The 14,052-nt window shown below is 50.8% G+C and carries 14 protein-coding genes; 5 read left to right on the top strand and 9 right to left on the bottom strand.

Annotated elements, in window-relative coordinates:
- Nucleotides 1-21: 21 nt before the first annotated feature.
- The gene (gene yigL, locus ACJHX7_RS21760) at nucleotides 22-822 is read right to left on the bottom strand and encodes a sugar/pyridoxal phosphate phosphatase YigL (RefSeq protein ID WP_000285353.1); all 801 of its coding nucleotides are present in this window, start codon (nucleotides 820-822) and stop codon (nucleotides 22-24) included.
- 7 nt (nucleotides 823-829) lie between these two features.
- On the bottom strand, nucleotides 830-1,852 hold the full coding sequence (gene pldB, locus ACJHX7_RS21755) for a lysophospholipase L2 (RefSeq protein ID WP_000487654.1): 1,023 nt from the start codon (nucleotides 1,850-1,852) through the stop codon (nucleotides 830-832).
- A 110-nt stretch (nucleotides 1,853-1,962) separates the two neighbouring features.
- Between pldB and rhtB the strand changes: the two genes are divergently transcribed.
- On the top strand, nucleotides 1,963-2,583 hold the full coding sequence (gene rhtB, locus ACJHX7_RS21750) for a homoserine/homoserine lactone efflux protein (RefSeq protein ID WP_000171710.1): 621 nt from the start codon (nucleotides 1,963-1,965) through the stop codon (nucleotides 2,581-2,583).
- Between the two features lie 60 nt (nucleotides 2,584-2,643).
- Here rhtB and rhtC read toward each other — a convergent pair whose 3' ends face one another.
- The 3 genes from rhtC to pldA all read right to left on the bottom strand — a co-directional run bounded on the left by rhtC (nucleotide 2,644) and on the right by pldA (nucleotide 6,151).
- Nucleotides 2,644-3,264 carry a threonine export protein RhtC gene (rhtC, locus tag ACJHX7_RS21745; protein WP_000928828.1) on the bottom strand — a complete coding sequence of 207 codons (621 nt, stop codon included), beginning with the start codon at nucleotides 3,262-3,264 and terminating at the stop codon, nucleotides 2,644-2,646.
- A gap of 63 nt (nucleotides 3,265-3,327) precedes the next feature.
- Entirely contained in the window at nucleotides 3,328-5,157 is a 1,830-nt protein-coding gene (recQ, locus tag ACJHX7_RS21740; protein ID WP_088170619.1) for an ATP-dependent DNA helicase RecQ, read from the bottom strand.
- A gap of 124 nt (nucleotides 5,158-5,281) precedes the next feature.
- Nucleotides 5,282-6,151: a phospholipase A gene (gene pldA, locus ACJHX7_RS21735; RefSeq protein WP_001259695.1), complete on the bottom strand. Its 870-nt coding sequence runs from the start codon at nucleotides 6,149-6,151 to the stop codon at nucleotides 5,282-5,284.
- A 164-nt stretch (nucleotides 6,152-6,315) separates the two neighbouring features.
- Between pldA and yigI the strand changes: the two genes are divergently transcribed.
- Together yigI and rarD are read left to right on the top strand one after the other, a co-directional pair.
- Nucleotides 6,316-6,783, top strand: a complete 468-nt coding sequence (gene yigI, locus ACJHX7_RS21730; RefSeq protein ID WP_001277142.1) for an acyl-CoA thioesterase YigI — start codon at nucleotides 6,316-6,318, stop codon at nucleotides 6,781-6,783.
- A 51-nt stretch (nucleotides 6,784-6,834) separates the two neighbouring features.
- Nucleotides 6,835-7,722, top strand: coding sequence for an EamA family transporter RarD (gene rarD, locus ACJHX7_RS21725; RefSeq protein ID WP_000339103.1), 888 nt, complete (start codon nucleotides 6,835-6,837; stop codon nucleotides 7,720-7,722).
- 45 nt (nucleotides 7,723-7,767) lie between these two features.
- Here rarD and ACJHX7_RS21720 read toward each other — a convergent pair whose 3' ends face one another.
- From ACJHX7_RS21720 to ysgD, 3 genes are all read right to left on the bottom strand, one after another.
- Nucleotides 7,768-8,067, bottom strand: coding sequence for a hypothetical protein (locus ACJHX7_RS21720; protein WP_001330510.1), 300 nt, complete (start codon nucleotides 8,065-8,067; stop codon nucleotides 7,768-7,770).
- A gap of 626 nt (nucleotides 8,068-8,693) precedes the next feature.
- On the bottom strand, nucleotides 8,694-9,644 hold the full coding sequence (corA, locus tag ACJHX7_RS21715) for a magnesium/cobalt transporter CorA (protein WP_000947159.1): 951 nt from the start codon (nucleotides 9,642-9,644) through the stop codon (nucleotides 8,694-8,696).
- Between the two features lie 151 nt (nucleotides 9,645-9,795).
- A complete protein-coding gene (gene ysgD, locus ACJHX7_RS21710) occupies nucleotides 9,796-9,852 on the bottom strand; it encodes a protein YsgD (protein ID WP_211180520.1) in 57 nt (18 codons plus the stop codon).
- 161 nt (nucleotides 9,853-10,013) lie between these two features.
- On the opposite strand from ysgD, the gene ACJHX7_RS21705 reads away from it, so the two are divergent.
- Both ACJHX7_RS21705 and ACJHX7_RS21700 read left to right on the top strand, forming a co-directional pair.
- Nucleotides 10,014-10,778 carry a phosphodiester glycosidase family protein gene (locus ACJHX7_RS21705; RefSeq protein WP_000951170.1) on the top strand — a complete coding sequence of 255 codons (765 nt, stop codon included), beginning with the start codon at nucleotides 10,014-10,016 and terminating at the stop codon, nucleotides 10,776-10,778.
- Between the two features lie 82 nt (nucleotides 10,779-10,860).
- Nucleotides 10,861-11,763, top strand: a complete 903-nt coding sequence (locus ACJHX7_RS21700; protein ID WP_000751627.1) for an S-adenosyl-l-methionine hydroxide adenosyltransferase family protein — start codon at nucleotides 10,861-10,863, stop codon at nucleotides 11,761-11,763.
- Nucleotides 11,764-11,817: 54 nt separating this feature from the next.
- Here the strand turns inward: ACJHX7_RS21700 and uvrD are convergent, their stop codons facing one another.
- Nucleotides 11,818-13,980, bottom strand: coding sequence for a DNA helicase II (gene uvrD / locus ACJHX7_RS21695; RefSeq protein WP_000383407.1), 2,163 nt, complete (start codon nucleotides 13,978-13,980; stop codon nucleotides 11,818-11,820).
- Between the last annotated feature and the right edge of the window lie 72 nt (nucleotides 13,981-14,052).

Here is a 14,052-nt window from a genome sequence, read left to right as displayed (position 1 = left end):
AACTGACCAAATAAAGAACGATTACGATAAATAGAGCTTACGCAGATAATGCGGCACTGCGTCTTCGGCGTTAGTACCAATCACTTCCAGCTCCGGATGCAGATCTTTCAGACGCTGGTGCGCACTGCCCATAATGCAGCCTTTCCCCGCCATCGACAGCATTTCGGCGTCGTTCATCCCGTCACCAAACGCAATACAATCCTTCAGACTGTAGCCCAGTTTCTTCGCCACCGCTTCCAGGGCATGGCCTTTCGACACGCCGCCCGCCATCACTTCCAGGCAGGTTAAGGTAGAGAAACTGACGTTGACGCGATCGCCCCAGCGAGCGTTAATCGCTTGCTCCAGTGGCAGCAGTTGTTCATGGGAATCGCAGGTGAAGAACACTTTGCTGACGCCTTCCGGCTCCAGTAATCCAGGCTCATACAGCGCATATTTGAACACCGCTTCTTTAAAAAAGCGCATCTCTTCCGGGCGATGGCGATTCATAAACCATTCGTCGTCGCGATAAACGTTAGTAATGATGTCCGGATTGTCGTTGACTACGCCAAACAGATCGCTGGCAATGTCGCGATCCAGGTTATGAGCAAAAATCAGATTGCCATCCAGATCGTGAACACGCGCGCCATTGGAGGTAATCATGTAAGACTTAATCTCCAGATTATCGCGAATTTGCCCCACATCAACGTGGTGACGACCGGTCGCAAACACAAAGTTGATGCCGCGCGCGGTGAGCAGCTTCAGAGTTTCTTTGGCGTAAGGGGATAACGTATGGTCGGGAGAAAGTAACGTGCCATCTAAATCAGACGCAACAACCTGGTACATAAGAAATTTAAACCTCTGTAGAGCGGTTTCCGCTGGGTGAGTTATGCCTGTTGAAAAAATCAACGATGGCGTGGAGCGCGACTGAGCGCATTGCGTCCTTTTCAAAAAGGATCTCATGGTACGCACCTTTAATTACCAACGGCCGTCCTCCTTCGACAGGATGGCCCGCGGCGGTGCGGAGTTCACAAAAACGGTCGTGCATGCGGTTATCCACCACGCGTTCCTCTTCAGCTTGTAAGAGAAGCGTTGGCGTGGCGTCATCACCCGCACCGGCTAACACCTGTTCGCCAGCCAGAATACTTTCGCGTACCCAATGGTAGGTCGGCCCACCGACGCGAATCGTTGGGTCATCAGCATAAAAGCGTAAGTTACGTCGATATCGCTGTCTGCTGTGGGTCAGTACGTTGATAGCAAACGGCAACGCGCGCCAGCGCCCGGTGCCTATTGCATAGCCATCACGGAAACGTGGATGCGCTTCGGCCCAGTTGAGGATCTGCCGTGCCATAAATGACGGCATACGAATCACGATGCCAAACATTGGCGCAGTTAGCGCAATGGCGTCACATACACCTGGATGGCGTTGCAGAAATAATGTGGAGATCGCACCGCCCATCGAATGTGCCAGTATATAACGTTTACGCCACGGACCGGGCTGAACCTCCTGTTGCCAGAATGCCGCCAGATCATCAACATAATCATTAAAGCGATTAACATGCCCGAGATGCGGATCGGCTAACAGGCGACCGGAACGTCCCTGCCCGCGATGGTCGATGATTAAGACATCAAACCCCAAATGGAACAGATCGTAGGCCAGTTCCGCATATTTTACGTAGCTCTCAATACGCCCCGGGCAGATGACTACCACCCGGTCATGGTGCTGTGCGCGAAAACGGACAAAGCGCACCGGAATGTCATCCACACCAGTAAACTCTGCTTCATCACGCTGACGCCAGAAATCAGTCAGCGGTCCCATGGTAAAAGCAGCAAACGCGTTTTCTCTTGTTTCCCAGTCTTTTTGCTGCTGAAACATCGGGTAATCTGCCTCTTAAACCACGTAAAATCGTTTTTTTAAGCGTGCCTGACACAACGCTGCGACAGTAGCGTATTGTGGCACAAAAATAGACACACCGGGAGTTCATCATGACCTTAGAATGGTGGTTTGCCTACCTGCTGACATCGATCATTTTAAGCCTGTCGCCAGGCTCTGGTGCAATCAACACCATGACCACCTCGCTCAACCACGGTTATCGCGGCGCGGTGGCGTCTATTGCTGGGCTTCAGACCGGACTGGCGATTCATATTGTGCTGGTTGGCGTGGGGTTGGGGACGCTATTTTCCCGCTCAGTGATTGCGTTTGAAGTGTTGAAGTGGGCAGGCGCAGCTTACTTGATTTGGCTGGGAATACAGCAATGGCGCGCCGCTGGTGCAATTGACCTTAAATCGCTAGCCTCTACTCAATCGCGCCGACATTTGTTCCAGCGCGCAGTTTTTGTGAATCTCACCAATCCCAAAAGTATTGTGTTTCTGGCGGCGCTATTTCCGCAATTCATCATGCCGCAACAGCCGCAGCTGATGCAGTATATCGTGCTCGGCGTCACCACTATTGTGGTCGATATTATTGTGATGATCGGTTACGCCACCCTTGCTCAACGGATTGCTCTATGGATTAAAGGACCAAAGCAGATGAAGGCGCTGAATAAGATTTTCGGCTCGTTATTTATGCTGGTGGGAGCGCTGTTAGCATCGGCGAGGCATGCGTGAAAATAATGTCGGATGCGGCGTAAACGCCTTATCCGACTTACTCTGATGACGCGTCTGGCATTAACGCGAAATAATCAAATGAATACCAAATCCGGCAAATAACGCCCCGGCAAAACCATCAATCCACTTCGCCAGACGTTGATAACCACGGCGCATTTGCGGCAGGGCAAACAGGCTGGCAACGACGGTAAACCACGCCAGTGTTTCGATAATAATCAACGCGAAAATGCCCCAGCGCTCAGTGGTGCCGACGTTATCGCCGACAAACAGCGAGAATACCGAACCAAAGTAGATAATCGCTTTCGGATTGGCGAGATTGGTCAGTAAGCCTTTCAGGAAACTGCGCCCGCTTTTTGCCAGCTCAACCTGTGGTGCAGGCGCAGAAACCGCCTCTTTTTTCAGTGCACCGCGTAGCATCTGGTAACCCATCCAGCAGAGATACAGGCCACCGCCCACCATAATCAGCGTATGCAGCCAGGCCATTTTTTCGATAATCAAATGTAGGCCAAGCAACGCAATCCCAGCCCAAACCATTACGCCGCAGGTAATGCCCAGCACGCCCATCATCGCTTCTTTACGGGAACGACTGACAGCGGTCTGAGAGACAAAAAAGAAATCGGGACCGGGGCTCATAAGCGCCACAATGTGCACCATGGCGACGGTGAGGAATAACATCAACATACATTAGACTCGCGGGGGAAACGTTTACGGAGTCTTCATCCTGGCACTTTTTTATCCTGCTGACTACTCTTCGTCATCGCCATCGACATGCGCACGAATCAGCGCCATAAACGGTTTGCCAAAGCGTTCCAGCTTGCGCATCCCAACGCCGTTAACGCTGAGCATTTCGCTGGCAGTGATCGGCATCTGTTCCGCCATCTCAATCAAGGTTGCGTCGTTAAATACCACGTACGGCGGGACATTGCTTTCATCGGCAATCGATTTACGCAGTTTGCGTAATTTGGCGAACAGTTTGCGATCATAGTTGCCGCCGAACGATTTCTGCATCGCTTTCGGTTTGAGCGCCACGATACGCGGCACGGCAAGTTGCAAAGAGGATTCGCCGCGCAGCACCGGACGCGCAGCCTCTGTCAGTTGTAGGGCAGAATGCTGGGCAATATTTTGCGTCACCAGGCCGAGGTGAATCAGCTGGCGGATCACGCTCACCCAATGTTCATGGCTTTTATCACGGCCCATGCCATAGACTTTCAGTTTGTCATGACCATAGTCGCGGATACGCTGGTTATTAGCGCCACGAATCACTTCCACCACATAACCCATCCCAAACCGCTGATTCACACGACCAATGGTGGAAAGGGCAATCTGAGCATCGGTTGAACCATCGTATTGTTTCGGCGGATCGAGGCAGATATCGCAGTTCCCGCACGGCTCCTGCCGCCCTTCGCCAAAGTAGTTCAGCAGCACCAGACGACGGCAAGTTTGCGCTTCGGCAAACGCGCCCATCGCATTGAGTTTATGGCGCTCGATATCCTGCAATTGCCCCTGCGGCTTCTCTTCCAGACAACGGCGTAGCCACGCCATATCGGCCGGATCGTAAAACAGCATCGCTTCCGCGGGCAGGCCATCACGCCCGGCACGACCGGTTTCCTGATAATAGGATTCGATATTGCGCGGAATATCAAAGTGGACCACGAAGCGGACGTTAGGCTTGTTGATGCCCATGCCAAACGCCACGGTCGCCACCACAATTTGCAGGTCATCGCGCTGAAATTTTTCCTGCACGTCGGCGCGGACATTATTTTCCAGCCCGGCATGATAGGCCGCCGCGCTAATACCCTTGCTTTGCAGGCGCGCAGCGGTGTCTTCTACTTTCGCCCGGCTGTTGCAGTAAATAATCCCCGACTTACCGCGCTGTTCCTGCACGTAGCGCATCAACTGATCGAGCGGTTTGAATTTCTCCATCAGCATGTAGCGAATATTCGGACGGTCAAAACTGCTGATTTGAATCAGCGGATCGTTCAGCCCCAGCAGGCGCACGATATCCTGGCGCGTGGTGTCATCGGCTGTGGCAGTCAGCGCCATAAACGGCAGCGTCGGGAATCGCTGACGCAGCTGACCGAGAGCAGCGTATTCCGGGCGGAAATCGTGGCCCCATTGGGAGATACAGTGCGCTTCATCAACGGCTAATAACACCGGATTCCAGTGCGCCAGATGCTCAAGAAAGTTATCCAGCATCAGGCGTTCCGGCGCGATATAAAGCAGGCGGATTTGCCCGGTGCGACAGCCTGTCATCACGTCAAGTTGCTGCTCGCGGGTTTGCGTCGAGTTAAGGCACGCCGCCGCCACGCCGTTGGCTTGCAGTTGATCCACCTGATCTTTCATCAACGAAATCAGCGGTGAAACAACCACGGTAAGGCCGTTTAGCAATAAGGCAGGGATTTGATAGCAAAGGGATTTTCCGCCACCAGTGGGCATGACGACGAGGCAATCGCGGCCGGAAAGCACAGTGTCGATAATTTCTTCCTGGCCGGGGCGAAACTGTTGGTAGCCAAAGGTTTCTTGTAAAACCTGTTTAGCTCCGGACTCCAGATTCAACACTTCCGCCTGCGCCACATTCACCCCGATTGCCTGAAATAAAAACAGGCGCTATTTTCAGCGCCTGCGCGAGAAACTGCAATGCTTTTAGTCTCTGAGAGGGTAATCCTGGATGCTGGATTCCAGATTTGACAACCATTCATCAAAACAGGTCGTTTAGCATAACTCCCACACCAACGCGGGTCTGGTTGAAGTTATAGTCGATGAGCGATTCGCCGTAACCACTGTAAACCTGAGTATAAAGGCGCACATGTTTGGTGATCGGGTAACTTAAACCTAACTCCGCACCACCGTAACCGGTGTTCCAGTTGTACTGCCCTTTCGCGCTCAGTACCGCATCACCGAGGTGATAGCCGATTTTAAGCTGGTAATAGCCCATATATTTGGTGATGTCCGGGTTATCGTCCGTATTCCCCACCACATACCACGGCTTCACCTCTACCAGCCAGTTACCGTTTTCTGCCATCAGGCGGGTATAAAGGCGGTTCCAGCTGCGGGAAGTCGGGTCTGAACGCCCGTTTGAGTCGTGGTTGTAGCCCATTTCCACATCGCGCAGCGTCCAGCCAGCAAAGTTGTAATCCGTGGCAAAACCGAGGAACAATTGCGGTTCGTAGTTGGTTTCACGAAACGGTGAAGACTCATCGCTATTGGACAGTTGCCACCAGGATTTTTGCGTATAAGACGCACCCAACACCGAGTTCGGGCCTAAAATCCCACGCCACAGCGGAAATGCCAGGCTCAACTGAAACTTTACTTCATCCTTACGCGCATTTTCCGCCCAGTCGTAACTGGCAATCGCTTCTTTATTCAGATCGCTGGTTTGGGTGTAGATGAGGTAGTTAGTGTCATAAGGATAGAGCGTGAACGGATTGTCATGCTCCTGCAGCATATTGGCGATAATACTGCCACGCACCGCTGGCGCGTCATGCACCTCTTTCACCGTTGCCTCTTGTGCATATACTGCCATAGGCAACATAAACACCGGCAACAACCAGCCCTGCAGAGTCCGCATCGGTCGTGTTCTCCGTAACGAATTATTGATTAGAGGAATATTTTTCTGCGGGCTATTTTACATACTTAACTCCTTTGCCGTTAGTTATCCCTTCCTAAAGTAGAAACCAACAACAAAGAAGCATAAAATCAACATTTCATTAACTAATGAAGTGTAAGGATGATATGTCTGCCGTACTGACCGCTGAACAAGCCCTGAAATTAGTGGGTGAGATGTTTGTTTATCACATGCCGTTTAACCGCGCATTGGGGATGGAACTGGAGCGTTACGAAAAAGAGTTCGCACAGCTGGCCTTTAAAAATCAGCCAATGATGGTGGGTAACTGGGCGCAAAGCATTTTGCACGGCGGGGTCATTGCGTCGGCGCTGGATGTCGCCGCCGGTCTGGTGTGCGTGGGAAGTACCTTAACCCGCCACGAAACCATCAGTGAAGATGAACTACGCCAGCGGCTATCGCGGATGGGGACCATTGATCTTCGCGTCGATTATCTGCGCCCAGGCAGGGGCGAGCGTTTTACTGCTACCAGTAGTCTATTGCGTGCAGGCAATAAAGTCGCCGTCGCCCGCGTTGAATTACACAATGAAGAACAGCTTTATATTGCCAGTGCCACCGCCACCTATATGGTAGGTTGAAAATCTAAAAACAGGTAAACTGCTGTTACCAATTAAAAATGAGTATTCCCGATGGATGCAAAACAAACGCGGCAGGGCGTATTACTCGCTCTTGCCGCTTATTTTATTTGGGGTATTGCGCCAGCGTACTTCAAGCTGATTTACTACGTGCCCGCCGATGAGATCCTGACGCATCGCGTGATCTGGTCGTTTTTCTTTATGGTGGTGCTGATGAGCATTTGCCGCCAGTGGTCCTATTTAAAAACGCTGATTCAGACGCCACAGAAAATTTTTATGCTGGCAGTCTCTGCCGTGCTGATTGGTGGCAACTGGCTACTGTTTATCTGGGCGGTGAACAATCACCATATGCTGGAAGCGAGCCTTGGTTACTTTATTAACCCGCTGGTGAACATTGTGCTGGGGATGATTTTCCTCGGCGAGCGATTCCGCCGGATGCAATGGCTGGCGGTGATTCTGGCGATATGTGGCGTGTTGGTTCAGTTGTGGACTTTTGGTTCACTGCCGATTATCGCGCTGGGGCTGGCGTTTAGTTTTGCCTTCTACGGCCTGGTACGCAAGAAGATTGCTGTTGAAGCGCAAACCGGCATGTTAATCGAAACTATGTGGTTGCTGCCCGTGGCGGCGATTTACCTGTTTGCTATTGCCGACAGCTCAACCAGCCATATGGGGCAAAACCCGATGTCACTGAATTTACTGCTGATCGCCGCCGGGATTGTCACTACAGTACCGCTGTTGTGTTTTACTGCGGCTGCGACACGCCTGCGTCTCTCAACGTTAGGCTTTTTTCAGTACATTGGCCCGACGCTGATGTTCCTGCTGGCTGTGACGTTTTATGGTGAAAAACCGGGTGCCGATAAGATGGTGACCTTCGCCTTTATTTGGGTGGCGCTGGCAATTTTTGTGATGGATGCGATTTATACGCAGCGTAGAAAAAGTTAGGCATTAACATGGGTAGGCCGTTTAAAAGCCTACCCACTGACTTATTTATCTTTTTTTGAAAAAAATTAAGATAAGAAAAAGAACAATATTTGTTACAGGAAATACCCCCAAAACTCCCCAGTACTTACTCCATCCTAGAGACATCGTATATCTACCAAGGATTTGACAAAACCCAAAACTTAACCCTATACCTATACTTCTTAAATTTAATGTCGTAGTCAGGCTTAAAATAAATAGAACAAGGATGGTAATAGCCCACCACAATAACCACGCCTTAACAAAATCAGATTTTTTGCTGTAAGGTTCTTTACCCAAGAACAACTGCCAAAAGTTACTATTTTCCATATAAAATACATTCACCAAAAATATTATTCATAGAAACAAATATTATTTAATTATATTTAATTAAATATAGTTCCCCTCAATAAAAACTTACACACTCTAAATTACTACTGTATAGTTATCAATACAAAGGCTGTCATATTGCATGGATATAACAAGCTATATGTTCTAAATAATGTATATACACTTAAACCAATCATATACAAAACAATATAAAAATGTTTAAATCATCTATTAGAAATATATTATACCCATCCAGGCTTGAGCATTTATCACGTTTGCAGTTTATAATCTACACATTAACATCATGGACAATATTAATAACTTTGAATGATATCAACCTAGCTTTGAGTTTCATTCTGGTCATCACTAATACGTATGTGAATATCAATATCGGAGCTAAAAGAATAAGAGATACTGGATGTAAGGCAATCTATTTTGTATTGATTTCATTGGGTTTGACACTTTTTTCTATTATCTCGGCAGTAATTGAAGGGGTGAGATGTGATTCATTAAGCGTCCAACTCAACGTAGCATGGATATTATTCACAACAATTATGTTATCTGCGATTCCCTCGGCTAAAATGTCGCTGTCAGCACACTAACTTACTCACAGCGACATCGTAAAGTTACAACCAGTTCTTCCGCTTAAAGTACAGATACGGTGCCAGGCCCGCGAGGATCATAAAGATAATCGCGCCTGGGTAGCCGAAACTCCACTTCAGTTCTGGCATAAACTCAAAGTTCATCCCGTAGCTGGAAGCAACCAGCGTTGGCGGCAGGAACACCACGGATACCACCGAGAAGATTTTGATGATGCGGTTCTGCTCGATATTGATAAAGCCCATCGCCGCCTGCATCAGGAAGTTCACCTTCTGGAACAGGGATTCGTTATGCGGCAGCAGGGATTCGATATCTCGCAGGATTTCACGCGCCTGCTCCAGTTGCCCACCCGGTAAGCGTGCTTTACGTACCAGGAAGTTGAGCGCGCGCTGGGTATCCATCAGACACAGGCGAACTTTCCAGCCGATATCTTCCAGTTCCGCCAGCGTGGAGAGCGCCTCGTCATACTCGTCGCCCTGATGCCCTTCCATAATTACCCGGCTCAACTGCTCCAGATCGCTGTAGATGTTTTCAATTTCATCCGCCAACTGTTCGATTTTGGTTTCGAACAGATCCAGCAGCAGCTCGTAGGCATTACCGTCCACCATCGACTGGCTACGGGCACGCATACGATACAGACGGAATGCAGGCAGTTCACGCTCACGCAGAGTAAACAGACGACCATCACGGATGGTAAATGCCACAGTGGAGTTACCGGCGTGATCTTCCGCATCTTCAAAGAAGAAGAAGGAGTGAATATGCAGGCCGTCATCGTCTTCAAAGAAACGTGCCGATGCTTCGATGTCTTCCAGTTCCGGGCGGGTTGCCAGGCTCTGACCAAGTTCAGATTGTACGCGCAGTCGCTCGTCGTCGTCCGGTTCGACAAGATCAATCCATACTGCATTTACAAGGGGTTGTGACTCTTCGACTTCCAGCCGGGTCAGTCGGTTATTTTCCAGTTGAAATGCGCTCAGCATGACCGGGACTCCCAATGCTTAAAATATCGGACAGTTCGGTGGGCACACAGAAACAAATTGGGTTTCAGACCATTAAACAGCCTGACTCAGCGCGACGGGAAAAATTGAGGTCGCTGACAACCGCTAAGGCTATCAGCAAAAAGGGATAGCCTTAGGAGTTGATCCTGGATGACAGGATAGTGAGCCAGTATCTACTGGGTGTGTCCAAGGCGAATGTCCTCTTAGAGTGATCGTGCGCGCATGTTACGCCAGCAAAATTTTGCCGTCAACACGCAACAGAACACCACAGAACAATAGTTGAACTTCGCGCTTTTTGGTACTCGTCAAGGTCGCTAACAGGATAAAAAAATCCCACATCCAGGACCTATAATGGCGCATCGGCTACTCATTGGTAAAGGAATGATCACCTTGAATCTCAAACGGATTTTTCTCACCTTCACCTTACTTCCCTTGTTTGCTGTTGCCGCTGATGATTGCGCACTCTCAGATCCGACGCTGACCGTACAGGCGTATACCGTTAATCCTCAAACAGAGCGGGTGAAAATGTACTGGCAAAAAGCCAATGGCGAAGCGTGGGGAACGTTACATGCTCTGCTGGCGGATATGAATAGTCAGGGTCAGGTGCAGATGGCGATGAACGGCGGCATCTATGATGAAAGCTATGCGCCGCTCGGTTTGTACATCGAAAACGGTCAGCAGAAGGTGGCGTTAAATCTCGCTTCAGGTGAAGGGAATTTCTTTATTCGTCCTGGCGGCGTGTTTTATGTCGCGGGAGATAAAGTCGGCATCGTTCGTCTGGATGCCTTTAAAACCAGTAAAGAGATTCAGTTTGCAGTGCAGTCAGGGCCAATGTTATTAGAAAACGGCGTAATTAATCCACGCATTCACCCGAATGTTGCCTCGCGTAAAATTCGTAACGGTGTAGGGATTAATAAACAAGGGAACGCCGTGTTTTTGTTGAGCCAGCAGGCGACAAATTTTTATGATTTTGCCTGCTATGCCAAAGCGAAACTGAACGTTGAGCAGCTGCTTTATCTTGATGGCACAATTTCACATATGTATATGAAAGGCTGGGCAATTCCGTGGCAACACTATCCTTTTGTTACCATGATTTCCGTCGAGTGGAAAGGTTAAGCATTGTACACTCGAGGAGGCCAGACAAACTGGGACTGGCTACACAGCTGGAAAATCATCAGATAAATGAAGGGAAACAAAAATGAAAAAAACGCTCGCAACGTTATTTTTATTAACGTGTCTGGGATCATCATCCGCCTATGCGGATAACGCTTTGATTTTACAAACTGATTTTAGCCTGAAAGATGGTGCCGTCTCGGCGATGAAAGGGGTCGCATTCGGCGTTGACCATAATCTTAAAATCTTTGATTTAACACACGAAATTCCACCGTATAACATCTGGGAAGGCGCTTATCGCCTGTATCAGACTGCCAGTTACTGGCCGCAAGGTTCGGTGTTTGTTAGCGTGGTCGATCCGGGCGTAGGCACTGACCGTAAATCGGTAGTGCTGAAAACCAAAAACGGTCAATACTTCGTTTCACCAGATAACGGTACGCTCACTTTGGTGGCACAAACTCTGGGTATTGATAGCGTCCGGGAAATCGACGAAAAAGCTAACCGCCTGAAAGGTTCTGAAAAGTCATATACCTTCCATGGTCGCGATGTATATGCCTACACCGGTGCGCGTCTGGCTTCCGGAGCGATCACGTTCGAACAGGTGGGGCCAGAGCTTCCTGCAAAAGTTGTCGAACTTTCTTATCAGAAAGCAAAAGCAACAAAAGGTGAAGTGAAGGGCAATATCCCGATTCTCGATATTCAGTACGGCAACGTCTGGAGCAATATCAGCGACGAGTTGCTGAATCAGGCAGGAATCAAACTCAACGACACGTTGTGTGTGACCATTTCCGAAGGTTCCCAGCAAAAATACGCAGGGAAAATGCCGTATGTCGCAAGCTTCGGCGATGTGCCGGAAGGCCAGCCGATGGTGTATCTGAACAGCTTATTGAATGTTTCCGTGGCGCTGAATATGGATAATTTTGCGCAGAAACATCAGGTTGCGTCTGGTGCTGACTGGAATATTGATGTGAAGAAGTGCGCTAAGTAAGGTGCTGATGCCGAATGCGGTGTGGCGCACCGCATCCTGCAACGGAGTTGTAAATTACACCGTCTCCAGTCGGGCATAAGCCGCCACCAGCCATTTAATACCCTGGCCCTGGAATGCCACCTGCAAACGGCTATGCTCGCCGCTGCCTTCCATATTGACGATGGTGCCTTCACCAAACTTAGCGTGGCGTACGCGCTGGCCGAGCTTGTAGCCGCTGTCGTTCTCGACCATCGGCGTCCCCATCCGTTGATGGCTGACCGGGCGGCTTACCGTAGCGCGCAGGCGCACCTCTTCCACACACTCTTCCGGCAACTCACCGATAAAGCGCGACGGGCGATGGTAAACCTCTTTGCCATACAGACGGCGAGTTTCCGCGTAGGTCAGCGTCAGTTTCTGCATCGCGCGGGTTACGCCAACGTAGGCCAGACGGCGTTCTTCTTCCAGACGTCCGCCTTCATCCAGCGACATCTGGCTTGGGAACATGCCCTCTTCCATACCAACGATAAACACCTGCGGGAACTCCAGGCCTTTCGCCGAGTGTAGCGTCATCAACTGCACCGCGTCCTGCCAGGTATCCGCCTGCCCCTCGCCCGCTTCCAGCGCCGCATGGGAGAGGAATGCCTGCAGCGGCATTAAATCTTCGTCTTCTTCGTTGTAGCTGAACTGGCGCGTTGCCGTCACCAGTTCCTCTAAGTTTTCGATACGCGTCTGACCTTTTTCGCCCTTCTCCTGCTCGTACATGGTACGCAGGCCGGAGTCTTTAATTACCCGGTCAGTCTGTACATGCAGCGGCATATCGGCAGTTTCCTGCGCTAAGGCGTCGATCAGCTCCATAAACCGCTGTAAGGCGCTGGCAGCACGTCCGGCGAGGGCTTTTTCCTGCAACAGTTCACGACATGCCTGCCAGAGTGTTAACTGGCGATCGCGCGATGTCTGACGTACCACGTCCAGCGTCCGGTCACCAATACCCCGCGTTGGCGTATTCACCACACGCTCAAAGGCCGCGTCGTCGTTGCGGTTGGCAATCAGGCGCAGATACGAGAGCGCATCTTTGATTTCCTGGCGTTCGAAGAAGCGCATCCCGCCGTAAATACGATACGGCATACTCGCCTGCAATAACGCCTCTTCCAGCACACGCGACTGGGCGTTGCTGCGGTAGAGAATGGCGCACTCGGCAAGCGCCCCGCCGTTGTCCTGCCAGGTTTTGATGCGGTTAACCACAAAACGCGCTTCATCGAGTTCGTTAAAAGCGCAATAGAGGGAAATAGGCTCACCATCCGCGCCATCGGTCCACAGTTTTTTACCCAAACGCCCGTTGTTGTTTTCAATCAGGGCGTTCGCGGCGCTCAGAATATTGCTGGTAGAGCGGTAGTTCTGCTCCAGACGGATAGTTTCAGCACCGGGGAAATCATTGAGGAAACGCTGAATATTCTCCACCTGCGCTCCGCGCCAGCCGTAGATTGACTGATCGTCATCGCCAACGATCATCACTTTGCCGGTATCGCCCGCCAGCAGGCGGATCCACGCATACTGAATGTTGTTGGTATCCTGGAATTCGTCCACCAGGATATTGGTAAACCGTTCGCGATAGTGCTGAAGGATATGCGGTTTGTTAAGCCACAACTCGTGAGCACGTAGCAGCAGCTCGGCGAAGTCCACCAGGCCCGCGCGGTCACACGCTTCCTGATACGCCTGATACACCTTCTGCCAGGTCTGCTCCACCGGATTACCGTAGCTTTGAATATGATGTGGACGCAGGCCTTCATCTTTCTGGCTGTTGATGTACCACATTGCCTGGCGCGGCGGCCACTGCTTCTCGTCGAGGTTCATCGCCTTGATTAGGCGTTTGAGCAGGCGTAGCTGGTCCTCGCTGTCGAGGATCTGAAAATCCTGCGGCAGATTGGCGTCCATATGGTGCGCACGCAGCAGACGGTGCGCCAGCCCGTGGAAGGTGCCGACCCACATGCCGCCCTGGCTGGTGCCCATCAGCTGCCCGATACGATGACGCATCTCCGCCGCCGCTTTGTTGGTAAACGTTACCGCCATAATCGAGTATGGCGAGCAGTTTTCCACGCTCATCAGCCAGGCGATACGATGCACCAGTACGCGCGTCTTACCACTGCCCGCGCCCGCCAGCACCAGAAGGTTGCTGCGTGGCGCGGCCACCGCTTCGCGCTGTTTGTCATTAAGGCTGTCGAGCAGGTAAGAAACGTCCATTGGCACCGCCGCGTAAAAATAGGTTGGGCGGAGAAGCGCAACGCCCTCCGCCAAAAAGCTGGGTATATATAC

This window comes from Escherichia sp. WS1451 (genome assembly GCF_046487365.1).
Classification (GTDB): Bacteria; Pseudomonadota; Gammaproteobacteria; order Enterobacterales; family Enterobacteriaceae; genus Escherichia; species Escherichia coli.
Note: the sequence above shows the minus strand (reverse complement) of the source record. Positions and strands in the feature narration are given on the sequence as shown.